At 72.9% G+C, this 25,310-nt stretch carries 17 protein-coding genes and 1 pseudogene; 14 read left to right on the top strand and 4 right to left on the bottom strand.

The window, feature by feature from the left end; all coding sequences use genetic code 11:
- A partial coding sequence (locus CK485_RS09005; RefSeq protein WP_241968240.1) for an acetate--CoA ligase occupies nt 1-1,406 on the bottom strand: 1,406 nt, incomplete at its 3' end.
- Between the two features lie 284 nt (nt 1,407-1,690).
- Nucleotides 1,691-2,674 (bottom strand): ATP-binding protein, encoded by a 984-nt coding sequence (locus CK485_RS09000; RefSeq protein ID WP_109448842.1) that lies wholly within the window; start codon nt 2,672-2,674, stop codon nt 1,691-1,693.
- Nucleotides 2,675-2,774: 100 nt separating this feature from the next.
- On the opposite strand from CK485_RS09000, the gene CK485_RS08995 reads away from it, so the two are divergent.
- On the top strand, nt 2,775-3,626 hold the full coding sequence (locus tag CK485_RS08995; protein ID WP_109448840.1) for a Fic family protein: 852 nt from the start codon (nt 2,775-2,777) through the stop codon (nt 3,624-3,626).
- A 732-nt stretch (nt 3,627-4,358) separates the two neighbouring features.
- On the opposite strand, the gene CK485_RS08990 is transcribed toward CK485_RS08995, so the two are convergent.
- Nucleotides 4,359-5,186 (bottom strand): HAD family hydrolase, encoded by an 828-nt coding sequence (locus CK485_RS08990; RefSeq protein WP_109448838.1) that lies wholly within the window; start codon nt 5,184-5,186, stop codon nt 4,359-4,361.
- 1,889 nt (nt 5,187-7,075) lie between these two features.
- Between CK485_RS08990 and ssd the strand changes: the two genes are divergently transcribed.
- The 7 genes and pseudogenes from ssd to CK485_RS08955 all read left to right on the top strand — a co-directional run.
- Nucleotides 7,076-8,200, top strand: coding sequence for a septum site-determining protein Ssd (ssd, locus tag CK485_RS08985; RefSeq protein ID WP_241968239.1), 1,125 nt, complete (start codon nt 7,076-7,078; stop codon nt 8,198-8,200).
- Between the two features lie 29 nt (nt 8,201-8,229).
- Nucleotides 8,230-9,405, top strand: a complete 1,176-nt coding sequence (locus tag CK485_RS08980) for a TadA family conjugal transfer-associated ATPase (protein WP_241968424.1) — start codon at nt 8,230-8,232, stop codon at nt 9,403-9,405.
- Complete coding sequence (locus CK485_RS08975) at nt 9,405-10,337, top strand: type II secretion system F family protein (RefSeq protein WP_109452663.1); 933 nt, start codon at nt 9,405-9,407, stop codon at nt 10,335-10,337. The genes CK485_RS08980 and CK485_RS08975 overlap by 1 nt, the downstream gene beginning before the upstream one ends.
- Entirely contained in the window at nt 10,334-11,113 is a 780-nt protein-coding gene (locus CK485_RS08970; protein ID WP_109448832.1) for a type II secretion system F family protein, read from the top strand. The genes CK485_RS08975 and CK485_RS08970 overlap by 4 nt, the downstream gene beginning before the upstream one ends.
- Nucleotides 11,114-11,432: 319 nt before the next feature.
- Nucleotides 11,433-11,630: a DUF4244 domain-containing protein gene (locus CK485_RS08965; protein ID WP_199239293.1), complete on the top strand. Its 198-nt coding sequence runs from the start codon at nt 11,433-11,435 to the stop codon at nt 11,628-11,630.
- Nucleotides 11,617-11,997 carry a TadE family type IV pilus minor pilin gene (locus CK485_RS08960; protein WP_109448830.1) on the top strand — a complete coding sequence of 127 codons (381 nt, stop codon included), beginning with the start codon at nt 11,617-11,619 and terminating at the stop codon, nt 11,995-11,997. Before CK485_RS08965 ends, CK485_RS08960 begins: the two co-directional genes overlap by 14 nt.
- A 32-nt stretch (nt 11,998-12,029) precedes the next feature.
- A pseudogene (locus CK485_RS08955) lies at nt 12,030-12,350 on the top strand (Rv3654c family TadE-like protein); the annotation flags it as partial.
- A 156-nt stretch (nt 12,351-12,506) separates the two neighbouring features.
- On the opposite strand, the gene CK485_RS08950 reads toward CK485_RS08955, so the two are convergent.
- Complete coding sequence (locus CK485_RS08950) at nt 12,507-14,954, bottom strand: DEAD/DEAH box helicase (protein ID WP_109448828.1); 2,448 nt, start codon at nt 14,952-14,954, stop codon at nt 12,507-12,509.
- 161 nt (nt 14,955-15,115) lie between these two features.
- On the opposite strand from CK485_RS08950, the gene bldG reads away from it, so the two are divergent.
- From bldG to topA, 6 genes are all read left to right on the top strand, one after another.
- Nucleotides 15,116-15,457, top strand: coding sequence for an anti-sigma factor antagonist BldG (gene bldG / locus CK485_RS08945; RefSeq protein ID WP_109448826.1), 342 nt, complete (start codon nt 15,116-15,118; stop codon nt 15,455-15,457).
- Nucleotides 15,458-15,590: 133 nt separating this feature from the next.
- The gene (locus CK485_RS08940; protein ID WP_109448824.1) at nt 15,591-16,073 is read left to right on the top strand and encodes an ATP-binding protein; all 483 of its coding nucleotides are present in this window, start codon (nt 15,591-15,593) and stop codon (nt 16,071-16,073) included.
- 764 nt (nt 16,074-16,837) lie between these two features.
- On the top strand, nt 16,838-19,390 hold the full coding sequence (locus CK485_RS08935; RefSeq protein WP_241968238.1) for a sodium-translocating pyrophosphatase: 2,553 nt from the start codon (nt 16,838-16,840) through the stop codon (nt 19,388-19,390).
- A gap of 207 nt (nt 19,391-19,597) precedes the next feature.
- Complete coding sequence (locus tag CK485_RS08930; RefSeq protein ID WP_342673470.1) at nt 19,598-20,326, top strand: small secreted protein; 729 nt, start codon at nt 19,598-19,600, stop codon at nt 20,324-20,326.
- A gap of 186 nt (nt 20,327-20,512) precedes the next feature.
- Entirely contained in the window at nt 20,513-22,072 is a 1,560-nt protein-coding gene (locus CK485_RS08925) for a class I SAM-dependent methyltransferase (RefSeq protein ID WP_241968237.1), read from the top strand.
- Nucleotides 22,073-22,331: 259 nt separating this feature from the next.
- Complete coding sequence (topA, locus tag CK485_RS08920; RefSeq protein ID WP_109448820.1) at nt 22,332-25,208, top strand: type I DNA topoisomerase; 2,877 nt, start codon at nt 22,332-22,334, stop codon at nt 25,206-25,208.
- Nucleotides 25,209-25,310 lie beyond the last annotated feature (102 nt).

Below are 25,310 nucleotides of genomic sequence, written 5' to 3'. Positions count from 1 at the left end.
GTGAGCACCAGATAGCCGCCCGAACCGTTCGGCACCTCACGGCCCTCGTCGTCCACGACGGTCGCCGCGATCCCGGGCAGCGGGGTCTGCGCCGAACCCGGCTTCGTCGCCGTCACCCCGGGCAGCGGGCTGATCATCATCGCGCCGGTCTCGGTCTGCCACCAGGTGTCCACGATCGGGCACCGGTCCCCGCCGATGTTCTTGCGGTACCACATCCACGCCTCGGGATTGATCGGCTCCCCGACGCTGCCCAGCACCCGCAGGCTGGACAGGTCGAACTTCGCGGGGATGTCGTCGCCCCACTTCATGAACGTACGGATCGCGGTCGGCGCGGTGTACAGGATGCTCACCCCGTACTTCTGCACGATCTCCCAGAACCGCCCCTGGTGCGGGGTGTCCGGCGTGCCCTCGTACAGCACCTGCGTGGCACCGTTGGCCAACGGCCCGTAGACGATGTACGAGTGCCCCGTCACCCAGCCGATGTCGGCCGTGCACCAGTACACGTCCGTCTCCGGCTTCAGGTCGAACACCGCGTGGTGGGTGAACGCGGCCTGCGTCAGGTACCCGCCGGACGTGTGCAGGATGCCCTTGGGCTTCCCGGTCGTGCCGGACGTGTAGAGGATGAACAACGGGTGCTCGGCGCTGAACGCCTGCGGCTCGTGCTCGGTCGACTGCCGCCCGGTGACCTCGTGCCACCACACGTCGTGGCTCTCGTCCCAGGCGACGTCCTGCCCGGTGCGGCGCACCACCAGGACGTGCTCCACCTGAGGGCAGGAAGCGACCGCCTGGTCGATGGCGGGCTTGAGCGCCGACGGCTTGCCGCGCCGCCAGCCGCCGTCCGCGGTGATGACGACCTTCGCGTCCGCGTCCTGGATCCGGGACGCCACCGCGTCCGCCGAGAACCCGCCGAACACCACCGAGTGCGGCGCGCCGATGCGGGCGCAGGCCAGCATGGCGATGACCGCTTCCGGGATCATCGGCAGGTACACCGCGACCCGGTCCCCGGCGCGCACCCCGAGTTCGGTGAGCGCGTTGGCGGCCCTGGAGACCTCGTCCTTCAACTCGGCGTAGGTCACCGTCCGGGTGTCGCCCGGCTCGCCCTCGAAGTGCAGCGCCACGCGGTCGCCGAGTCCCGCCTCCACGTGCCGGTCCACGCAGTTGTACGCGACGTTCAGCTCACCGTCGGCGAACCACTTCGCGAACGGCGCGTTCGACCAGTCCAGCGTCTGCTGCGGCTCGGTCGCCCACGACAGCCGGCGCGCCTGCTCCGCCCAGAACCCCAGCCGGTCGGCAGCGGCCTGGTCGTACGCCTGTGCCGTCACGTTCGCCGACGCGGCCAACGTCTCCGGCGGAGTGAAACGCCGCTCCTCCTTCAGCAGGTTGGCCAGGCTCTCGTTGCTGCTCACGCGCCATCTCCCCTTGTCGGCTCGGGTGTTCGTTCGGCCGCAGGGCATCCGAGGATCGCCCTATCTGTCCCGGGCCCTACCTCACCAGGCCAAAGACGTGCTGACAAGGGCTCTCAGACGATTGGTGTAGACCTGTGCTCCTTTCCGGATGATGGGTCGGCTCTCGCGGGAGACCCGATTCGGGCGATCGCACCAGCGGAGGCGGTCCGGGGCGGGGGTGGGGGTGGACGGCTTGTGGAGGTCCGGAGCGGACGGCTCGTGGGGGATGGGGAGCGGGGCCGGACTCAGGCCGGCGCCGCGGTCGCCGACTCCGTCAGGACGAACTCCGGGTCGACCTGCGCCGCGAGGTCCGCGCCCGTGCGCTCGTTGCCCCAACTCGCCGCGTTCTTCAGGTGGAAGTGGACCATCTGCCGGGTGTAGCGGGCCCAGTCGCGATGTTCGTAGCTCGCGTCGACCGCCTCCTGGAGTCGTCGCAGGGTCTCGCGGTTCGGCTCCTCCAGCAGGTCGAAGCGCGGCGGGCGCCCCTTCTCCATCGCCCGGACCCAGTCGGAGTGCCCGACCGTCGCGAACAGGTCCTCGCCCACCTCGTCACGCAGGAACGCCAGGTCGTCCGGCCCCTGCACCTTGTTCCCGACGACCCGCAGCGCCACGTCGAAGTCCCGCGCGTACTCCTTGTACTGGCGGTACACCGCGACCCCCTTGCGCGTCGGCTCGGCGACCAGGAACGTCATGTCGAACCGCGTGAACATGCCCGACGCGAACGAGTCGCTGCCCGCCGTCATGTCGACCACCACGTACTCGCCGCGCCCGTCGACCAGGTGGTTCAGGCACAGCTCGACCGCGCCCACCTTGGAGTGGTAGCAGGCCACACCGAGGTCGGACTCGTTGAACGGACCGGTGACCATCAGGCGCACCGGGCCGCCGTCGAGGTGCACGGTCGTGGCGCAGGCCGCGTAGACCGGGTTGTCCTCGGACACCCGCAGCAGGCGTGAGCCGCGCCCCGGCGGGGTGGTCTTGATCATGGTGTCCGCGGAGGCGATGCGCGGGTTGGCGCCGCGCAGGTACTCCTTGATCTCGGGCAGGTGGGCACCCATCGCGGGCAGCGCGGCGGCATCGTCCTCGTCGAGCCCGAGCGCCGGGCCGAGGTGCTGGTTGATGTCGGCGTCGACGGCGACGACGGGCAGCCCCGCCGCGGCGAGGTGCCGGATGAACAGGGAGGAGAGCGTGGTCTTGCCGCTCCCGCCCTTGCCAACGAAAGCGATCTTCATGTTCAGGAGCGTAGCGCCGCCGAAGCCGCGAGGTGCGCACTCCGGTGACGAAGACCACTCCATTGAGGGGTCCGGGTCACCTGTGCGTAGGGTCGACACCATGACTTCGTACTCCCGGGGGGCGACCCCCGGCCCCTCGGCCGATCCGCTCGCGGTGCTGGGCTCGCTCCCCGGCGTGCCGGAGTCCGTCGACACGGTGCGGCAGGCGGTCGACCGGGTCTACGGGCACCGGGTGATGCGGCGGCGCTCCAACGAGATCACCTCGGAGGCGGCGCTGCGCGGGGCGCGCGGCTCGGGCGCCCTGAGCGGGGCGGACTGGCCGCTGGAGGAGGTGCGCCGCCGCAGCGACTTCAGTGGCGACGCGGAGTCGCGCACGGTCGGCGCCGCGTTGCGGCTGACCGCCGAGGCGGGCCAACTCCTCAGCGTGTGGCGGCAGTCGCCGCTCCAGACGCTGGCCAGGCTGCACCTGGTGGCGGCGGGCGGCATCGCCCCGGACGAGACGGTGGGGCGTCCGCGACAGGCCGGCGAGGCGGTGGACGAGGAGTCGCTCGCCACGCTGCCGTTGCCGGACGCCGCCGAGGTGGGCGCCCGGCTGGAAGGCCTCGCCGAACTGCTGCTCGCGGGCAGCGAGGCCCCGGCGCTCGTGGTGGCCGCCGTGGTGCACGGCGAACTGCTCGCGCTCCGGCCGTTCGGCACCCACAACGGCCTGGTCGCCCGGGCAGCGCAGCGCATCGTGCTCGTCGGCTCCGGCCTGGACCCGAAGTCGATCTGCCCGGCGGAAGTGGGCCACGCCGAACTGGGCCGGGCGGAGTACCAGAAGGCGGTCGAGGCCTACGCGTCCGGCACCCCGGAGGGCATGGCGTTCTGGATCGCCCACTGCGCGCAGGCCGTCGGCCTCGGCGTACGGGAGAGCACTGCGGTGTGCGAGGCGTTGCAGCGAGGGGCGGCGTAGGGGCGGAGCGGGGCGGCGCGGATGCGTGCCGCTCCGTCGTTCCGCGTTCGCTGTGCGGCGGGCGTGGCGCAGGATGGGTGGCACGGCGCGGTGCGCCGTGCTGCCGACGGGGGAGCGGCGTCCTGGCCCGGAGCAGCGGGCCACGGCTCGGGTTCGCGGCATGCGGCTCGTACGGGCACGGTCGGCGTGAACGCTTCGCCGCCCCGAATCGGCTGCCCGCTCGCGCGATGCGGCTCGATGCGCCTGCGGCAGCCGGGGAGCGCCCGGGGCCCGAGGAGCCTCGACAGGGTTGCGGCGGTACCCGCGGGTACCGCCGCTGGCACGTACATCAAGTGACCATGCGTGCACTCACATGCCCATCAGGTCGGGGACTTCGCCCGGCGCCTGGTCGGCTACCCGGTCAGCGGGCTGGCTTCGCGTGGGTGCCCGATGTACGTGCTCGGTCCGTGGGGCCTGTATCGACGGGGGTCCTCTCGGATGTCCGTGGTCTCGCGGGCCGTTGAGTCCTTTCTACTCCGCTCCCTCTGGAAGCGGAACCCCTGCCTGCCGTTCTTTACTTTTCCCCTCAATCAATAACTAATGCCCCTATTGCTACTTACCCCGAAGTAGTGGAACAATTCGGGCCTCGCGCAAGGGGGATGAGGCCGCCCGCGCCTGTTCCGGACGCGCGCCGCTGGGAGCCGGCGAGGCCCGGGTCGCGAAGCTCGGCGGAACTCCGGGCGCCCGGGAGGCCTAGGAGAGCAGGGGCCTGCGGCGGCGCGAGACGTACCAGAGCAGGCCGGCGGTGAACGCGGCCCCCGCCATGGCGACCGTCAGGGCGAGGACCGGGCGGCTCTGCAACGACGGCACGCGCTGGCGCAGTCGCACCGGACGGCTGAACGTCAGCACCGGCCACTCCCGTGCCACGGCCTCGCGGCGCAGCGCCCGATCGGGGTTGACCGCGTAGGGATGACCGACCGACTCCAGCATCGGCACGTCCGTCGCCGAGTCGCTGTACGCGTACGACCGCGCGAGGTCGTAGCCCTCGGCCTCCGCCAGCTCGGCGACCGCCTTCGCCTTGTTCTCGCCGTAGGCGTAGTACTCGACCTCGCCGGTGTAGCGCCCGTCCTCCACGACCATCCGGGTCGCGACCACGTGGTCGGCCCCGAGGATGGCACCGATCGGCTCGACGACCTCGGCGCCCGAGGTGCTGACGATCACGACGTCGCGACCGGCGGCGTGGTGCTCCTCGATGAGGGAGGCGGCCTCGTCGTAGATGAGCGGATCGATGAGATCGTGCAACGTTTCGGCGACGATCTCGCGGACCTGTTGTACGTTCCACCCTCGGCAGAGCGCGGAAAGGTACTCGCGCATCCGCTCCATCTGATCGTGGTCCGCGCCACCGAGCAGATAGACGAACTGGGCGTAGGCGGTGCGGAGGACGGCCCGACGGTTGATCAGTCCCCCTTGATAGAAGGACTTGCTGAAGGCCAGCGTGCTCGACTTCGCGATGACCGTCTTGTCGAGATCAAAGAAGGCGGCGGTCCGCGGCAAGGAGTGGTTTTCCACGAGGACGAGCATAGGCACCCACCATTCGGCGTAAGCTCAGGCGCGTGGGTTTGCCTGAGAAGGCTCTCGGGTACACCATGGAAGTCACGGATCGTTCGCGACCGTGCTAACCCGGTCCGGCTCCTCCCCCCCCGAGTCGGCCGTGGGGACGACCCCCGCTCTCCCCCCCGGCGGGGGTCGTCGCATGTCCGGATCCAGGTCGTCGCACGTCGAAGCCCCAATGCGGGCGTCCGGTAGGCCGACGCGCTTCCTCTTCCATGGTCATTTCGACCTCTCCTCTCCGTTCCGCTCCCGGTCCGACGACTGGTACGACGTGTGACGGTCTGTAATCGTTGCCGGGTCGCCGAGAACTCACCCGTGTGGGTGGCGAAGTTCTCCACAAGGGCCGAGTTATCCCCTGTTTTCCACCAAGATCCCCACGATTCCCGGGCGCCCTTCACTGTGAAGAGCCGCGAGGTACGCGGCTCGAACGAGAGAAGTGAGGGGCCATGACCGAATCCAACTCGCCCGCGGAACGGGAACGCGTCGGCTGGAACGGGCGCGCGGGACGAGAAGCGAAGCGGGCGGCACGGGGAATCACGCCTTCCGCAAGCGGATGGCCGGTGAAGTCCGGACTCTTCGGAATGAGCGTGGTGGCCGGAAAGCGTGGACCGGATCAGACGCAAGCACGAGAGGGGCGGGAAGCGCGGGGGAGTTGTGGAGGCGGGGTGGAATGGGCCGATGGCGGAGCCGGACCGAGCGCCGGCGGGGGATCGGTTCCGGCCTCCGTGCTCGGGTCGGTGGTGAGAGCCCGAGGAGCCGTTGGCGACTGCGAGCAGGGCCCGGGCTGTGGTGGCGGCGGTGGCGGGGCCGGTGTCGGCGGGGCACGCGGCGCGACCGGTGTCGGCGGGGCACGTGGCGGTGGCGATGTCGGCGGGGCACTCGGCAGGGGGTCTTTCCCTTCGGCCGGGGGAGGCGTTGATCAGGGCGGAGGGGTGCCAGGGCCAGGGCCGTTCCTAGGGGGCGGTGCCGGTCCGGGCGCCGAGGTGCTGCGCGGCGGCAAGGAGGCGGTCGTCGGCGGTGGAGTCGAGTGGGCACAGCCGTGTGGGAGTGGGAGCGGAGAAGGGCGAGCGGGCCCGCCGTCCGGCCGTGGTCCCGATCAGCCGCCCGGTCATGAGGCCCCCGGTCGGGCTGCCGACGAGTGGGACGCCGCCCCCGGCGCCTCGGGCCGACCCGGCGCCCGCGCATGGCCGGACCCTGTCGGACCCACCGCCGACACACGGACCTGGACCTGGCCGGATGAGCGATGGCGAGCCTCGGGGGCCGGGACGGCGAACGGCCGTGCATGCGGTGCCCCGGTCCCCGCCGCGCCGGCCCTTCCGGCCGGTGAGGGGGATGCGGCGGTTGCGGTTCCGGTCCTTCCCGAGCGCGACGCGAATGCCACCGGCTGGCCGCTGGGAGCCCGCGCGATCGGGCGGAAGATGGCCGCCCGGTGGCAGGACTACCCGCACGACCCGACCGGACGCACTCGGCACCCGGGTGTGGCGCCCTCCTCGGTTGGCGCCTCCGGCGAGGCGGCTGCGCCGGACGCCGAGCGCGGCCACCACGAGCCGGGCGGGGAGCCGGCTCCGCAGGCCGCGGGCGGCCACCCTCCAGGGCCCGTCGCACCACGTGGCGCCGGGACCGCGGCACCCCACGGCTCGGAGGCGGCGATCCCGCGAGGCGCAAGGGGTGTGGCCCTGCGAGGCGTAGTGGCGGCGGCTCGGGGAGGCGCAGCCCCCGCGGCCGGGGGAGGCGGCGGAGCGGAGCGCGATCGGCCGGAGACGCGGCGGACCCCTCCGGGGCCCTCGGCCGGGCGCGGCAGCGACGATGAGCCGAACGGGCACAGCGTCCCGCACGGTCCGCCAGCGACCCGGCGAGGTGTGCCACGGCGCGAGCCCGCCTCGCCCGACACCGGCGAGCCCGAGCGCGGGGCCGAGAGGCGGCCGGGCGCGCCGCTGATCGTCACCGAGGACGAGGAACTTCTCGACGACCTGTTGCGGCTGTGTGCCGCCGCGGGCGCGGAAGCGGAGGTCTCCTTCGGACCGCCGCCGTATCCGGGCACGTGGCAGGCGGCTCCGCTGGTGCTTGTGGGGGACGACTGCTCGACGGCGTTGCGCCGGGCCCAGCGCCGCCCGGGGGTGCTGCTCATCGGGCGGGACCTCGATGACCAGGACGTCTGGCGCCGGGCGGTGGACATCGGCGCCGACCACGTGCTCTTCCTGCCGGACGCCGAACGATGGCTGGTCGACCGCATCGCGGACGCGGCGGAGGGCGTCGGAGAGACGGCGCTGACGGTCGGCGTGGTGGGCGGCCGGGGCGGTGCCGGGGCCAGCACGCTGGCCTGCGCCCTCGCGGTGACCGCGGCGCGCTCGGGCCGCCGCACGATGCTGGTGGACGGAGACCCGCTCGGCGGCGGCCTGGACGTCCTGCTCGGCGGTGAACGCGTCTCGGGCCTGCGGTGGCCGGACCTCGCCGAGGCGCAGGGCCGGGTCAGCGGCGGCGCCCTGGAGGAGTCGCTGCCCAGGTTGCACGACCTCAGCATCCTCAGCTGGGACCGCGGCGACTCGGTGATGATCGGCGCCGAGGCGATGCGTTCCGTCCTGGGCGCGGCTCGGCGGCGCGGTGGCGTGGTCGTGGTGGACCTGCCGCGACGGCTGGACGACGCCGTCGTCGAGGCGTTGTCGCAGATCGATGTCGGGTTGCTGGTCGTCCCGGCCGAGTTGCGCGCGGTGGCGGCGGCCGACCGGGTGGCGTCGCGCGTGGGCATGGTGCTGCGGGACCTGCGGGTCGTGACGCGTGGGCCGTTCCCCTCGGGGCTGGACACCGCCGAGATCGCGCGGCTGTTGCGGCTCCCGGTGGCCGGAGAACTGCCGCCGGAGAAGGGGCTGTTGGAGGCGGTGGAATCCGGGGCCCCGCCCGGGGCGGCCGGACGCGGCCCGCTCGCACGCTTCAGCGCCGCCTTCCTCGACGACGCGCTGCGCAGCCGAGGGGGTGTGGTGGCGTGAACACGACGGAAACGGGCAACGCCGAGCCCCTGGGCGGGCTCGGCTCGGAGGACGCGGGCGCGTTGCTCGACGCGGTGCGGCTCAGGCTCGCGGAGTCGGGCCAGGAGCCCACTCCCGCCAGGGTCGCCGCCGCCCTGCGGGCGCAGGGGCGGCTGCTGGGCGACACCGCGGTACTCGCCGTGGTGCGGGCGCTGCGCTCGGAGATGGTCGGTGCGGGACTGCTGGAACCGCTGCTCGCGGAGCCCGGAGTCACCGACGTGCTGGTCAACGGGCCGGACGAGGTCTGGGTCGACCGGGGTGCCGGACTGGAGCGGACCGGGGTGCGGTTTCGCGACGCGGCGGCGGTGCGACGGCTGGCGCAGCGGCTCGCGACGGCCGCCGGGCGCAGGCTGGACGACGCGAGGCCCTGGGTCGACGCGAGGCTGCCGGACGGGACGAGGCTGCACGCGGTGCTGCCGCCGGTGGCGGTCGGGGCACCGTGTCTGTCGCTACGGGTGGTTCGGGGGCGGGCCTTCACCCTGGAGGAGCTGGTGGCGGCGGGTTCGATGGACGCGGAGGCCGCCAGGTTGCTGCGGTCGGTCGTGGACGCCAGGCTGTCGTTCCTGATCAGCGGCGGCACCGGGTGCGGCAAGACCACCATGCTGTCGACGTTGCTCGGCCTGGTCGGCCAGGGCGAGCGGATCGTGCTGGCCGAGGACTCGGCGGAGCTGCGGCCCGATCACCCGCACGTGGTGCGTCTTGAGACGCGCCCGGCCAACCAGGAGGGCGTCGGCCTGGTGACCTTGCGCGATCTCGTGCGGCAGGCGCTGCGGATGCGGCCGGACCGACTGGTGGTCGGCGAGGTGCGCGGGCCGGAAGTCCTCGATCTGCTCACGGCGTTGAACACCGGCCACGAGGGAGGGTGCGGCACGGTGCACGCCAACGCCGCGAGCGACGTGCCGGCCCGGCTGGAGGCACTCGGTTCCACGGCGGGGCTGGAGCGGATGGCGTTGCACAGCCAGCTCGGTGCGGCGCTGTCGGTCGTGGTGCACCTGGCCCGCGACCGCTCGCGCTGCCGCAGGCTCGCGGAGGTCCATGTGCTGGAACGGGACGGCGCGGGACTGGTCTTCACGGTTCCGGCCGTGGTGCGGGGCCGGGACGGCCGCTACGTGCGGGAGCGCGGATGGCAGCGGTTCGCCGCGCTGTGCGATCGGGGGGCCGGGTGATGGGCGTCGAGTTGATCGCGGTGTGGTGCGGGGTGCTGTGCGCCGCGCCGGCGGTCTGGTGGCTGCACCGGCAGGACGAGGCGGTGCGCCGGGCACGGCTGATGTTCGCCCAGGTCGGCGGGCCCGCCGAGGTGCCGCAGGCCGGAGCGAGATGGCGTGCCTGCGGGGCTCGGGCGCTGGCGGTGCTGGAACGCGGTCGTGGCTGGGCGGAGAAGCGGCTCGGCACGCGCATCGGCCGTGAGGCGCTGTGCGTGCCGGTGGGAGTGGTGCTGTCGGTTCCCGCGCACTCGCCGGTTCCGGCGCTGGTGGGTCTGCCGGCGGCGGTCGGCCTGGGTCGTCAACTGCGAGCCAGAGAGCGAAGGTTGCTGGAGGAGCGCTGGCGGGACGCGGTCGCCGGCCTGTGCGGTGCGGTGGCGGGGGAACTGCGTGCCGGGCGTCCCGCGGAGGCGGTGCTGGCCGAGGCGGTGGAGCGGTTGCGGGGCCCCGGCGGCCCGGACGGTGCGCGCCGTGCGCTGACCCCGCTGCTGGCGGCGGCCCGGTTCGGTGGCGACGTTCCGGCGGCGCTGCGGCAGGCGGCCGGGGTGCCGGGGGCGGAGGGCCTGGCAGGAGCGGCGGCGTGCTGGGAAGTCGCGGTGGACGGCGGCAGCGGACTGGCCGAGGGACTCGACCGCGTGGCGGCGGCCCTGCGGGCCGAGCGAGACCAACGTGAGGACCTGCGAGCGCAGTTGGCCGGGTCGAAGGCCACTGCGGCGATGCTCGCGCTGCTTCCCGGCTTCGGGCTGCTGCTCGGATGTGCGATGGGCGCGGATCCCTTTCGGGTGCTGCTGCGGACCGCGGCCGGGCTGGGGTGCCTGCTGGTCGGGGGAGCGCTGGAGACCGCCGGGCTGGTGTGGACCGCCCGGATCGTGCGAGCGGCGGAGGAGGGGACATGAGCGAAGTTGTCCACAGCCTGGGGATGACGTTCCTGGGCGGAGCCGGACTCCTGTGGATGATGGTCGGGCTGGCGGACGCCCGCCGTGGACGGCTCGCGCGGCGGCGACGCGAACTGCTCCTGGGCATCGCCCGTGTCCGTCGGCCCCGGACGGCCGGACTGAGCGACCGCGCGCGGGCGACGGGACGCGAGTGGGCCGCGCCGGTCGGCGTCGGGTGCGCCGCGGCCGTGCTGATGGGCGGGGTGGCCGGTTGCCTGCTGGGCCTCGCGGGGGCGTACGGCACACGGCGATGGCAACGCACGGCGCGCGCCCGCACACCACCAGGGGACGACTCGGCGGCACGCCAACTCCCGCTCACCGCGGAACTGCTGGCCGCGTGCCTGGCGGCCGGGGCCGCGCCCGCCGCGGCGGCGGACGCCGTGGGACGCAGCGTGGACGGGCCGATGGGCGAGGCGTTGCGGCGGGTGGCGGCGGAGGTGCGGCTCGGCGGCGATCCCGCGCAGTGCTGGGAGCGCCTGGCGGCGGCGCCGCAGGCGGGGGATCTGGCGCGATGGATGGCGCGGGCCTCGGTGTCCGGGGTACCGCCGGTCGCGACGGTCTCCCGTCTGGCCAGTGGCTACCGCGCGGAGCGGACCCGCGCGGCCGGAGCGAGGGCGCGGCGCGCCGGAGTCCTGGCGACCGCACCACTGGGCCTGTGCTTCCTGCCCGCCTTCCTGGTCGTCGGCGTCGTGCCGGTCCTGATCGGACTGGCGGAGGGGATGGCGCACATGAAGTGAGACGAGCGATCGGACACGCGCCCGCACGGGACGTGGCTCGCTCAAGTGCGGCGACGCCGGACGGGACCCGGCTCACCGAGCGCGGCGACCGCCGGACGAGCCGAAGCGAACACACGCGACAAACCACACGCGACAAACCACACGCGACAAACCACACGCGACAAATCACACGCGACAAACCACACGCGACAAATCACACGCGACAAACCACACGCGACGAACCACAGACAGCGAACGCAGCGAACACAGCGAACACAGCGAACACAGCGAACACAGCGAACGAAAACAGCGAACGAACACGTGAACTCAGGAGGAAGAAATGACCAGTTGGATGCGGCGACGGTGGGACGCGATGCGCGGGGAAGCCGCGCAGGCGGGGATGTCGACCGCGGAGTACGCGGTGGGCACGTTGGCCGCCTGTGCCTTCGCGGCGGTGCTCTACAAGGTGGTGACCAGTGCAGCGGTCGCCTCGGCGCTCAGCGGGATGATCAAGAAGGCCCTCGATGTGGCGTTTTGAGGCCTGCCGTGGCAGGCCCGGCGACGCGGGATACGTGACGGCCGAGGCGGCGGTCGTGCTGCCGGTACTGGTGGTGTTCACCGGGATGCTGCTGTGGGGGCTGATGACGGCCGCCGCGCAGATCCGTTGTGTGGACGCGGCGCGGGCCGGGGCGCGGGCGGCGGCGCGTTCGGAACCGCCGGAGGCCGCGATGGCCGCCGCCGTGTCGGCCGGGCCTCCCGGCGCGAAGGTCGTGCTGCGGCGCGAGGGGGACCTGGTGCGGGTGCGGGTGGCGGCGCGGTCGTTGGGCCCGGGCAGGCTCGCCGGACTGCTGTCGGTGACCGTGGGCGCGGACGCGGTCGCCCTGGCGGAGGAGGCGGTCCGGTGAACGGGGACCCGACGCGCGAAGGCCGTCGTGGTATGTCCGGCGACCGGGGTTCGGCGACCGTCTGGGCGGTCGTGGTGAGCGGAGCGCTCTGTGCCGTCTTCGCGGCGTTGCTCGTCCTCGGCCAGACGGTCGCGGCACGCCATCGGGCGGGCGGGGCGGCCGACTTGGCGGCGTTGGCGGCGGCGGACCACGCGTTGGACGGTGAGCGGGCGGCGTGCGGTGACGCCGAACGCGTGGCGCGGGCGCAGGGTGTGGTGCTGGTGACCTGCGCCGTGCGGGGCGAAGTGGCCGATGTCGTGGCGGAGGCGCGAGGCGCACCGGAGGCGTTCACCGGCCCTGTCCGAGTTCGCTCCCGCGCCGGACCGCAGTGGGCCGTCGCGACGTCCGGGGCCAACGCGACGCCTGTGAAGGCCCGTTCGACGTCCCCGGGCGCGCGGACGGCCGCGCACCCGTCGGTGTCCCCGGCACGCGGACCCGCCGATCGAACCTCCGTCCGTCGCGCCTCACGGTCACCCGGTCGCAGGCCCGCCCTCGGCCCCGCCGCCGAAGCCTCTCGCGTCCCCCGAGGCCCCCGCGTCGTCCCCGCCGTCCGGGCCCTCCCGCTCGGGCCGCGCGGACAGCAGGCAGTCCAGCAGCCGGACGGCGGCCGCCTTGTCCAGCGGGTCGTTGCCGTTGCCGCACTTGGGCGACTGGATGCACGACGGGCAGCCGAAGTCGCACTCGCAGGCCGCGATCGCCTCGCGGGTGGCCAGCAGCCAGGCGCGCGCGGTGCGGAAGCCGCGTTCGGCGAAGCCCGCGCCGCCCGGGCGGCCGTCGTAGACGAAGACCGTGGGCAGGCCGGTGTCGGGGTGCAGGGGGAAGGAGACGCCGCCGATGTCCCAGCGGTCGCAGGTGGCGAAGAGCGGCAGCATGCCGATCGAGGCGTGCTCGGCGGCGTGCAGCGCGCCCGGCAGCTCCTCGGGGTGGACGCGCGCGGAGTCGAGCTGGTCGTCGGTGACGGACCACCACACGGCGCGGGTGCGCAGGGTGCGCGGCGGCAGGTCGAGCTTGGTCTCGCCGAGCACTTCGCCGGTGATCAGTTTGCGGCGCAGGTAGGAGACGACCTGGTGGGTTACCTCCACCGAGCCGAAGCACAGCCGCGCGTCGCCCCAGGGCTCCTCGGTGTCGGTGCCCAGGATGGTGATCGCGGTGGTCTCGCGGGCCATCGTGGAGTACGGCGGATCGGCCTGCTCGACGAGGGCCACGGCGTCGTCGAGGTCGAGGCGTTCGACGACGTAGGTGAGGCCCTGGTGGAGGTGGACGGCGCCGTCGTGCACGGAGGCGTGGGCGGCGGAGGCGTCCACCGTGCCCAGCAGCCGCCCGGTCGCCGATTCGACCACCTGGACCGGCCGGCCGCCCTCGCCGCGGATGTCGGTGAGATCGGCGGCACGCTCCCGGCGCGTCCAGTACCAGCCCCCGCTGCGTCTGCGCAGCAGTCCGCGCTTGACCAACTGCGGTACGAGACCGGGGGCTTCGGTGCCGAAGAGCGTCAGGTCGTCGTCGGTGAGCGGCAGTTCGGCGGCGGCGGCGCACAGGTGGGGCGCGAGGACGTAGGGGTTGTCCGGGTCCAGGACGGTGGATTCGACCGGTCTACGAAACAGCGCGTCCGGGTGGTGCACGAGATAGGTGTCCAGCGGGTCGTCGCGGGCCACCAGCACCGCGAGCGCGCCCTGACCGCCGCGTCCGGCGCGGCCCGCCTGCTGCCACAGCGAGGCCCGGGTGCCTGGGTAGCCGGCCAGCAGGACGGTGTCGAGGCCGGATACGTCCACGCCGAGTTCCAGCGCGGTGGTGGAGGCCAGGCCGAGCAGGCGGCCGCTGTGCAGGTCCCGCTCCAGCGCCCTGCGTTCCTCCGGCAGATAACCGCCGCGATAGGCCGCGACCCGCTCCGGCAGCGAGCGGTCCACCTCGGCCAGCCGGTCCTGGGCGAGTATCGCGATCAGCTCGGCGGCCCGCCGGGAGCGGACGAAGGCGACGGTGCGGCTGCCCTGGGCGACCAGGTCGGTCAGCAGGTCGGCGGTCTCGGCGGTGGCGGTGCGGCGGACCGGCGCGCCGCGTTCGCCGCTCAGCTCGGTCAGCGGCGGCTCCCACAGGGCGAAGACGAGTTCGCCGTGCGGGGAGGCGTCGTCGGTGACCTCGTGCACCGTGACGCCGGTGAGACGGCCCGCCGCCTCGGCCGGGTCCGCGGCCGTGGCCGACGCGAGCAGGAAGACCGGATCGGCCCCGTAGCGCGCGCAGACCCGGCGCAGCCGCCGCAGCACCTGGGCGACGTGCGAGCCGAAGACGCCGCGGTAGGTGTGGCACTCGTCGACCACGACGTAGCGCAGCTGGCGCAGGAAGGAGGCCCAGCGCTGGTGGGCCGGGAGGATGCCGCGGTGCAGCATGTCCGGGTTGGTCAGCGCGTACGTGGCGTACTGGCGGACCCACTCGCGCTCCTCGAACGGCGTGTCGCCGTCGTAGACCGCCGCGCGGACGGCGGTGCCGAGCGGGGCGGCCAGCGCCGAGACCGCGCGGCGCTGGTCGGCGGCGAGCGCCTTGGTCGGCGCGAGGTACAAAGCGGTGGCGCCCCGGCCGTTCGGAGCCTCGGCGCCCTCGACCAGGGCGCTGAGCACCGGGGCGAGATACGCGAGCGACTTGCCGGAGGCGGTGCCGGTGGCGATCACCACGGACTCGCCGCGCAGGGCGTGCTCCATGGCGCACGCCTGGTGCTCCCAGGGGCGCGCGATGCCCGCGGCACGTACCGCCGCCAGGACCTCGGGCCGGATCTGATCAGGCCAATCGGCATGTCTGGCGGTGGTCGGGGGCAAGTGCTCCGTATGAGTGATGCGCGCGGCGCGGCCCGCTCCAGCCGCCAGCCGGTGCAGGACTGTGGCTGGGGAAGGGCGGTCGTGCGCCGGGTGTGGTCGGGGATCGTGGGCCATCGGCACTCAGTGTGTCACCGGTGTGACGGACAATCGCCGCAAGGCGTCGTGCTCGCCCGCTGGTAAGTGATTGAATGCCATCGCGGCTGCCGATCCCTCCCCTACCTTCGGTGGGGAGGCCCCTGGGGGGCGACCGCTCGATGCAAGGTGCTGGAGGACTCGTGGACCTGTCCCTGTCGACCCGAACCGTTGGTGACCGTACGGTCGTCGAGGTCGGTGGCGAGATTGATGTTTACACCGCGCCCAAGCTGCGCGAGCAGTTGGTCGAGCTCGTCAACGACGGTAGTTACCACCTGGTCGTGGACATGGAAGGCGTGGACTTCCTCGACTCCACCGGCCTGGGCGTGCTCGTCGGCGGCCTGAAGCGAGTGCGGGCCCACGAGGGCTCGCTGCGCCTGGTGTGCAACCAGGAGCGCATTCTGAAGATCTTCCGTATCACCGGTCTGACCAAGGTGTTCCCGATTCACACCTCGGTCGACGAGGCTGTCTCGGCGACTGACTGAGCCGCGCGCGGTGGCGTGGCGGGGCCTTGGCCGCCGCCACGTCACGTTCGCGATCGCCTGAGTAACGGGGGTACCGGGCCGAAGAGGAGCCCGGGCCCCTGTTGTGCACGCCTGAAAGACCGAGGGGGAGGCCATGGCCACCGTTGAGCTGCGTTTCAGCGCCCAGCCCGAGCACGTCCGCACCGCCCGCCTGGTGGCGGCCGCGGTGGCGCGCCGTGCCGGTGTGGACGAGGCAGTGCTGGACGAGGTCAGGCTCGCCGTGGGCGAGGCCTGCACCCGCGCGGTGGGGCTGCACCGGCTCAACGGGGTCGACCTGCCGGTGCGGGTGCTGCTGACCGAGGAGGAGAAGAAGTTCTCCATCGAGGTCGGCGACGAGGTGCCGGACGAGGCGCCCGGTACGGCCGCCGACCGCGCGGACGCCGACGACGCGGCGGGTCGCCCGCACCCGAGCACCCCTGGTTCCGGCGAGCCCGGCGCGGACGACGGGGACGACGACGGCCAAATGGGCCTCGCCGTGATCAGCGGGCTGGTGGACGACGTCGAGGTCATCGCGGGCCCGACCGGCGGCAGCATCCGCATGAGCTGGCCGACGACCGCGCCGACCACCCTCCCGTAGCGCTCCGGCCGGCGCCCCCGCGAGGCGCGCCCGCCGCCCTCGCGCCTTCCTTCCTCGGCCCGCCGCCTTCGCGCCTTCCTCCCCCGGCCCGCCGCCTTCGCGCCGTCCTTCCCCGGGCCGCCGCCCTGGCGCCTGACACGCCCCGCGCCTGCCACACCCCGTGCCTGCCGCCCCGGCGCCTGCCACACGCCGTGCCTGCCGCGCCCGGACCGCCCATGCCCGCCACCCGTCGGCCCCGGGGCCAGCTGCCCCCGGCGGCCGTCTTCGTTCTGCCCGCCGCTGCGCCCCGGGCCGCCCTCCTTGGCCGCCCGCCCTCTCGGAACGCCCCTCCCCGGCCTGCGCAACCCTCCGCCCTGCCCCCGTTGCGCGCCGCCGCGCCCTGGCGCTCCCGCGCCCCGGCTCAATTCCCCCCGCCCCGCCGCCACTTCAGACATCCCACGCCCCAAAAGCCCACCCGCGTAACGGAAGACGCCCCCGCCGCGTCGTAAATCCGCCGGGCGGAGATCAATTCCAGGGGTCTACTCCACGCCGCCGCGTTCACCGTAATCGGTGATTTCTTCACCCTGAGCGCGATTTTCCGCAGGAGGACGTGCCGGGTCACCGGCGAATTCTCGTTCCCGCGTACTGTTTTGATCGGTTCCCGCTCCCTACAATCCGTCCATCTTTGCTCAACTGACTCAGCGCTGACTCAGCTCGCCTGAGCGACGCGGCATGCGGTGGAACCGCGGGCCGCGCGCCCACGTGCCAAACGTCAAGGAGGACGAATGGCGGGGCCAGACACCCCTCTCGCGTACCACGCGCAGACGCTTCCCCACATTTCCCCACTGCTCCACCAGTTCCATCAGTCACAGCAATCCGTTCCGGACCAGGGAGCCCAGCTGCTCCACCCGGCTCACCTGCTCCACCCGGGCCTGATCCAGTCGGCCCAACTGCTCCACCCCGTCGGCCAGTTCCACCGGGCGTTCGCGCTCGCGCCGGTACTGACCGGTGGCAACCGCACCCTCGTCCTGGTCATCGCCGCCGTGGCGGTCATCGCGCTGCTCGTCGCCGTGGTCCTGGTCCGCCAGGTGCTCGCCGCGGACGAGGGCACCGAGAGCATGAAGCGGATCGCGGAAGCCGTGCAGGAAGGCGCCAACGCCTATCTGATGCGGCAGTTGAGGACCCTCGGCGTCTTCGCCGTGGTCGTCTTCTTCCTGCTGATGCTGCTGCCCGCCGACAACTGGACCCAGCGGGCCGGGCGGTCGATCTTCTTCCTGGTGGGCGCGGTCTTCTCGGCCGCCACCGGGTACATCGGCATGTGGCTCGCGGTCCGGGCGAACGTACGGGTCGCCGCGGCGGCCCGGGCGGCGACCCCTGGCCCCGGTGAACCGGCCGCCGACCTGACGACCGTGTCGCACCGCGGCATGAAGATCGCGTTCCGCACCGGCGGCGTGGTCGGCATGTGCACCGTGGGCCTCGGCCTGCTCGGCGCCTCGGTCGTCGTGCTCGTCTACAAGGCGGACGCACCGAAGGTGCTGGAGGGCTTCGGCTTCGGCGCCGCGCTGCTGGCGATGTTCATGCGCGTCGGCGGCGGCATCTTCACCAAGGCCGCCGACGTCGGCGCGGACCTGGTCGGCAAGGTCGAGCAGGGCATTCCCGAGGACGACCCGCGCAATGCCGCGACCATCGCCGACAACGTGGGCGACAACGTGGGCGACTGCGCCGGTATGGCGGCCGACCTCTTCGAGAGTTACGCGGTGACGCTGGTCGCCGCGTTGATCCTCGGCAAGGCCGCGTTCGGCAATTCGGGGCTGGCCTTTCCGCTGCTCGTCCCGGCAATCGGTGTGATCACTGCGATGATCGGAATCTTCGCCGTGGCGCCCCGCCGTTCTGACCGCAGTGGAATGTCCGCGATCAACCGCGGATTCTTCATCTCGGCCGTGATCTCCCTCGTGCTCGTGGTGGCGGCCGTCTTCGTCTATCTGCCCGCGCGATTCTCCGATCTGAAGGGCGTACCGGCCGCCATCACCGACCACAGCGGCAATCCGCGGATCTTCGCCCTGGTCGCGGTCGCCATCGGCATCGTGCTGGCCGCGCTCATCCAGCAGTTGACCGGGTACTTCACCGAGACCTCCCGCCGACCGGTACGCGACGTGGGCAAGTCGTCGCTGACCGGTCCCGCGACCGTGGTGCTCTCCGGCATCTCGCTGGGCCTGGAGTCGGCGGTCTACTCGGCGGTGCTGATCGGGCTCGCGGTCTACGGCGCGTTCCTGGTCGGCAGCGGCTCGCTGACGCTGGCGCTGTTCGCGGTCGCGCTCGCCGGGACCGGCCTGCTGACCACCGTCGGCGTGATCGTCGCCATGGACACCTTCGGGCCGGTGTCCGACAACGCCCAGGGCATCGCGGAGATGTCCGGCGACGTCGAGGGCGAGGGCGCGCAGGTGCTCACCAACCTCGACGCGGTCGGCAACACCACCAAGGCCATCACCAAGGGCATCGCGATCGCGACCGCGGTCCTGGCGGCGACCGCGCTGTTCGGCTCGTTCACCGACGCCATCAACACCCAGGTGGCCAAGGTCGGTTCGGCCGCGCACGGGCTGAGCCTGAGCCTCAACATCGCCCAGCCCAACGACCTGGTCGGCCTGCTGCTGGGCGCGGCCGTGGTCTTCCTCTTCTCCGGCTTGGCCATCAACGCGGTCTCCCGTTCGGCAGGCGCCGTGGTCTTCGAGGTGCGCCGGCAGTTCCGCGAGCACCCCGGGATCATGGACTACTCCGAGAAGCCGGAGTACGGCCGCGTGGTGGACATCTGCACCAAGGACGCGCTGCGGGAGCTGGCCACCCCCGGCCTGCTCGCGGTGCTGGCGCCGATCGCGGTCGGGTTCTCGCTGGGCGTGGGCGCGCTCGGCGCCTACCTGGCCGGCGCGATCGGGGCGGGCACGCTCATGGCGGTCTTCCTGGCCAACTCCGGCGGCGCCTGGGACAACGCCAAGAAGCTGGTCGAGGACGGCCACCACGGCGGCAAGGGCAGTGAGGCGCACGAGGCCACCGTCATCGGCGACACCGTGGGCGACCCGTTCAAGGACACCGCGGGCCCGGCCATCAACCCGTTGATCAAGGTGATGAACCTGGTCTCGCTGCTGATCGCCCCCGCGATCGTCACGTACTCGTACGGCGACAAGGCCAACATCGGGCTGCGCGTCGGTGTCGCGGTGGTCGCGTTGCTGGTGATCGTCGGCGCCGTCTACGTCTCCAAGCGGCGTTCGGTCGCCGTGGGTGACGAGGACAACAGCGAGCCCGCCGCGCGATCAGCCGACCCCGCGGTGGTGTCCAGCTCGTGATATCCGCCATACCGTCAACACAGCGACGGGCGGCGCGCAGGGGGCGCGCCGCCCGTCGCTGTGCGGGGCGCGCGCCCCGGTCCACCGGCGGCCTGCCGCGTGGTGCATATGGCTCCAATACGGGGCGTACCGCCTGATCGACTCGTGGTCGCCCCCACCTCGCCGCGTATATTCCGGGGCCGGAGAACCACGGAAGGGGTCCCCCCGGTGAACATCGGCCCGCTGAACAAGAGGCTCGCCGCCGCCCTGTGCTGCGCGGCGACCGCGACACTCGCGCTCGCGGGGTGCGGCAGCTCGGACAACAAGACGGACGACTACGCCAAGAGCGTCTGCGACCAGGTCCAGCCGCAGCGGCAGAAGATCCAGAACGCCGACAACGACATCGCGTCGGTCTCCAGCAGCGGCGCCTCGCCCTCGCAGGTCCAGAGCACCGACTCGACGGCCTTCGGCCAGATCTCGGACGCGTACAAGGCGCTGGCGAGCGGCATCCAGGACGCCGGCGCGCCGCCGGTCGGCAACGGCGCCACGCTGCAGAAGAACGCGGTCGACCAGCTCAACGCCATCTCCGGCGCGTACGCGAACCTCAAGAAGACGGTCGACGGTCTCGACGCCTCCGACCAGGCGAAGTTCGCGCAGGGCCTGGGGGCCATCCCCAACCAGGTGACCACGCTGAGCAAGAACGGCGACGACGCGCTCGCCAAGCTCCAGGCCGACGGCATCGGCCAGGCGATGGCCAAGCAGCCCGGCTGCCAGAAGGCCACGACCGCGCCGACGCTCGCGCCGTCGCCCGACGCGTCCGGCTCCGGCGGCCCGGCCGCGTCCACGGCTCCCTCGGGTCCCGCGAAGCCCTCGGGGTCCGCGAAGCCGTCCGGTTCCGCGAAGCCGTCGGGCTCCGCGAAGCCCTCGGCGTCGTCCTCCGCGTCGTCCCAGAGCTGACGGAAGCGTCCCAGGCCACGTCGGGAGCGGATGTCCCGGGCCGTCCGGAGCCGACGTCCCCGGGACGGCCAGAGCCGTCGTCCCGGGGCCGAAAAGACCACGCGCCGCGCCGGTTCGGGCTCGGACGCCATACGGGAGGTCGTACCGGTTCGGGCGCGGGGAAGGCTCTTCGGCGAGAATGGCCGCGTGATCCAGCAGAGCCTTCCCACGCCCGAGCCCGCCCGCACCGCCCGCCTGCGTGACGCGCTGCGGACCGCCGCCTTCACCGCCGACGGCTGCCTGGACCTGCTGGGCGCGACCGCCTACGCCGCGCTCTCGCGCGGTGAGACGGTGCCCGCGCTGCGCGCCACCCGGGGCGGCAGTCCGCTGGAGACGCTGACCAGGGTCTTCCTCCTCCAGCGTTCGGCCACCCGGGAGCAGGCCCGTGCCGCGCTGCCGCTGGACGACGCGCTGGACGACGGCTGGCTGCGCGAGGCCCCCGAGGACGGCGCCGGCATGGTGCGCGCCACCGTGGACGTGCGGCCGTACGCGGGCGACGCGGGCGAGGACTGGTGGATCGTCTCCGACCTGGGCTGCGCGGTCGGCGGCGCCGGCGGCATCGGCGGCGGGGCCGGCCCGTCGAATGCGGAGCTGTCGAAGGACAAGGCGCTCGACCGCTCGCAGCTCGTGCTGGGCGTCGGCGGCGCGTCCACCACGCTCGCCGGGATCACCGTACGGACACCCGTGCGCACCGCCCTCGACCTGGGCACCGGCTCCGGTGTGCAGGCGCTGCACGCCTCCACCCACGCCGCCCGGGTCACCGCGACCGACGTCAACCCGCGCGCCCTGGCCTTCGCCCGCCTCACCCTCGCGCTGTCCGGCGTGCCCGAGGCCGACCTGCGGCAGGGCAGCCTCTTCGAGCCGGTCGGGGACGAACGCTTCGACCTCGTCGTCTCCAACCCGCCCTTCGTGATCTCGCCCGGCGAGCGCTTCGCCTACCGCGACGGCGGCATGGCGGGCGACGACCTGTGCCGCGCCCTCGTCCAGCGGTCGGCCGACCACCTGACCGACGGCGGCTACTGCCAGCTGCTCGCCAACTGGCAGCACGTCGAGGGCGAGGACTGGCGCGAGCGCGTCACCTCCTGGCTGCCGCGGGGCTGCGACGCGTGGATCGTGCAGCGCGAGGTGCAGGACCCGGCGCAGTACGCCGAGCTGTGGCTGCGCGACGGCGGCGACCACCGTACGGATCCGGCCACCTACGCGGCGCGCTACGACGCGTGGCTGGGGGAGTTCGAACGCGCCAAGGTCAAGGGCGTCGGGTTCGGCTGGATCACGCTGCGCAACTCGGGCGCCGACGCCCCCTCCGTCACCGCCGAGGAGTGGCCGCACCCGGTGCGCCGGCCGCTGGGCGAGGAGATCCAGCGCTGGTTCGCCCGCCAGGACTTCCTGCGGGCCCACGACGACGCCTCGCTGCTGGCGGCGCGCTTCCGGCTGGCCGAGGAGGTCGTCCAGGAGCAGGTCGGCGCGCCCGGTGCCGAGGACCCCGAGCACGTCGTGCTGCGCGGCAACCAGGGCATGCGGCGGGCCACCAAGGTCGACACGGTCGGCGCGGGCTTCGCCGGGGTGTGTGACGGAACGCTCAGCGCGGGCCGCATCCTCGACGCGATCGCCCAGCTGCTCGGCGAGGACCCGGTGGTGCTGCGCGACCGCACCCCCGCCTCGATCCGGCTGCTGGTCGAGCAGGGCTTCCTGGAGGCGGTGGAGTGACCCCGGGGCTCGACTGAGCAGGCACTTCCAGGCCGCGCCGGGCCCGCTCCCGCCCCGTGCGGCCCTCCGGACAGGTCCGGCCCGGCCCGGCGCGCCGCATGCCGGAACCGCCCGTACCACCCGGTCCGTGCGGCGGAAAGCACGGTTGTCGGGTTACCGTTCGAGTGGCGCCCGCGGACTTTTCCCGTTTGACACGGGGGGCTGGGTTACGGTCACACTCCGCAGCGTCACCCTTCCGACCCCGAGAGAAGAGCCGAAGTTGTCCCCGACCACCGACACCGCGCAGGGCGGCCACCGCCTCGTCATCGTCGAGTCGCCCGCCAAGGCGAAGACGATCAAGGGCTACCTCGGCCCTGGCTACGTGGTCGAGGCGAGCGTCGGGCACATCCGCGACCTGCCGAACGGCGCCGCCGAGGTGCCGGACAAGTACACCGGCGAGGTGCGCCGCCTCGGTGTCGACGTCGAGCACGACTTCCAGCCGGTCTACGTCGTCAACAGCGACAAGAAGAGCCAGGTCAAGAAGCTCAAGGACCTTCTCGCGGACGCCGACGAACTCCTGCTCGCCACCGATGAGGACCGCGAGGGCGAGGCCATCGCCTGGCACCTCCAGGAGGTCCTCAAGCCCAAGGTGCCGGTGCGCCGGATGGTCTTCCACGAGATCACCAAGCAGGCCATCCAGGACGCGGTGCGCAACCCCCGCGAGCTGAACAAGCGCCTGGTCGACGCCCAGGAGACCCGCCGCATCCTCGACCGGCTCTACGGCTACGAGGTCTCCCCGGTGCTGTGGAAGAAGGTCATGCCCCGGCTGTCGGCGGGGCGCGTGCAGTCGGTCGCGACCCGGCTGGTCGTCGAGCGGGAGCGCGAGCGCATCGCGTTCCGCTCCGCCTCGTACTGGGACCTGACCGGCTCCTTCGCCACCGGCCGCGCCGGCGACGCCACCGACCCGGGCACCTTCTCCGCCCGCCTGACCTCCGTCGACGGCCACCGGGTCGCCCAGGGCCGCGACTTCGGGGCGGACGGGCGGCTGAAGGAAGGCAGCCAGGTCCTGCACCTGGACGAGGCGAACGCCCGCGCGCTGGCCGCCGCGCTCGCGGACAGCTCGTTCGGCGTCCGCTCGGTCGAGTCCAAGCCGTACCGCCGCTCGCCGTACGCCCCCTTCCGTACGACGACCCTCCAGCAGGAGGCGTCCCGCAAGCTCGGCATGAGCGCGAGCGTCACGATGTCGGTGGCCCAGAAGCTGTACGAGAACGGCTTCATCACCTATATGCGCACCGACTCCACCACGCTGTCGGAGACCGCGATCACCGCGGCCCGCGCCCAGGTCACCCAGCTCTACGGCGCCGACTACCTCCCGGACAAGCCGCGCGTCTACGCCGGCAAGGTCAAGAACGCCCAGGAGGCGCACGAGGCGATCCGCCCCTCCGGCGACCGCTTCCGCACCCCGGCCGAGACCAGGCTGACCGGCGACCAGTTCAAGCTGTACGAGCTGATCTGGATGCGCACGGTGGCCTCGCAGATGAAGGACGCCGTCGGCCAGTCCGTCACCGTCAGGGTCGGCGGCCGCGCGTCCGACGGCCGGGACGCCGAGTTCTCCGCGTCCGGCAAGATCATCACGTTCCACGGCTTCATGAAGGCCTACGTCGAGGGCGCCGACGACCCCAACGCCGAGCTGGACGACCGCGAGCGCAGGCTGCCGCAGGTCGCCGAGGGCGACGCGCTGACCGCGGAGGAGATCACCGCCGACGGCCACTCCACCAAGCCCCCGGCGCGCTACACCGAGGCGTCGCTGGTGAAGGAGCTGGAAGAGCGCGAGATCGGCCGCCCGTCGACGTACGCGACGATCCTGGGCACCATCCTCGACCGCGGCTACGTCTTCAAGAAGGGCACCGCGCTCGTCCCGTCCTTCCTCAGCTTCGCCGTCGTCGGCCTGCTGGAGAAGCACTTCGGGCGCCTGGTCGACTACGACTTCACCGCCAGGATGGAGGACGACCTCGACCGGATCGCCCGCGGCGAGGCGCAGTCCGTGCCGTGGCTGCGGCGCTTCTACTTCGGCGAGGAGTCCGGTGCCGCCCTCGGCGAGGCGGCCGCCGCGGGCAACGGCGACGGCGACCACCTCGGCGGCCTGAAGGAACTCGTGACCGACCTCGGCGCGATCGACGCCCGCGAGGTCTCCTCGTTCCCGGTCGGCGACGGCATCGTGCTGCGCGTCGGCCGCTACGGCCCGTACGTCGAGCGCATGACGCGCGACGAGAACGGCGAAGAGGTCAGCCGCCGCGCCGACGTGCCCGACGACCTGCCGCCGGACGAGCTGACCGTCGAGCACGCCCAGGAGCTGCTGGACAAGCCCAGCGGCGACTTCGAGCTGGGCACCGACCCGGCCACCGGCCGCGAGATCGTCGCCAAGGACGGCCGCTACGGCCCGTACGTCACCGAGGTGCTGCCCGAGGGCACCCCGAAGACCGGCAAGAACGCGGTCAAGCCGCGCACCGCCTCGCTCTTCAAGTCGATGTCGCTGGACACGGTGACGCTTCAGGACGCGCTGCGGCTGATGTCGCTGCCGCGCGTCGTCGGCACCGACCCCGAGGGCGTCGAGATCACCGCGCAGAACGGCCGCTACGGCCCGTACCTGAAGAAGGGCACGGACTCGCGGTCGCTCACCTCCGAGGACCAGATCTTCACCATCACCCTGGACGAGGCGCTGGCCATCTACGCCCAGCCCAAGCAGCGCGGCAGGGCCGCCGCCAAGCCGCCGCTGAAGGAACTGGGCACCGACCCGGTCAGCGAGAAGCCGGTGGTCGTCAAGGACGGCCGGTTCGGCCCCTACGTCACCGACGGCGAGACCAACGCGACGCTGCGCCGGGACGACGACGTGGAGACCATCACCCCGGAGCGCGGCTACGAGCTGCTCGCGGAGAAGCGCGCGAAGGCCCCGGCGAAGAAGACCGCCAAGAAGGCGGCGAAGAAGGCCCCGGCCAAGAAGGCCGCCGCCAAGAAGGCCCCCGCCAAGAAGACCGCGGCGGCGAAGCAGACGGCGGCCAAGAAGACCACCACGGCCAAGGCCGCCGCCAAGAAGACGACCACGGCGAAGACCGCCGCGGCCGGGAAGTCGGCGTCCTCCGCGGAATCCGCCGAGTGACCCGGTGCTGACGGTGTGATGACAGGCTGATCGGATCGACCGCCGGTCGATCCGATCGTCTGATCATCGCGTCACGGGGGTGTCACCGCACGGTGCGCGCGT

Source organism: Streptomyces sp. ICBB 8177 (assembly GCF_003144095.1).
GTDB lineage: Bacteria > Actinomycetota > Actinomycetes > Streptomycetales > Streptomycetaceae > Streptantibioticus_D.
The sequence above is the reverse complement of the archived record's forward strand: the minus strand, read 5'-3'. Positions and strand labels throughout refer to the sequence as shown.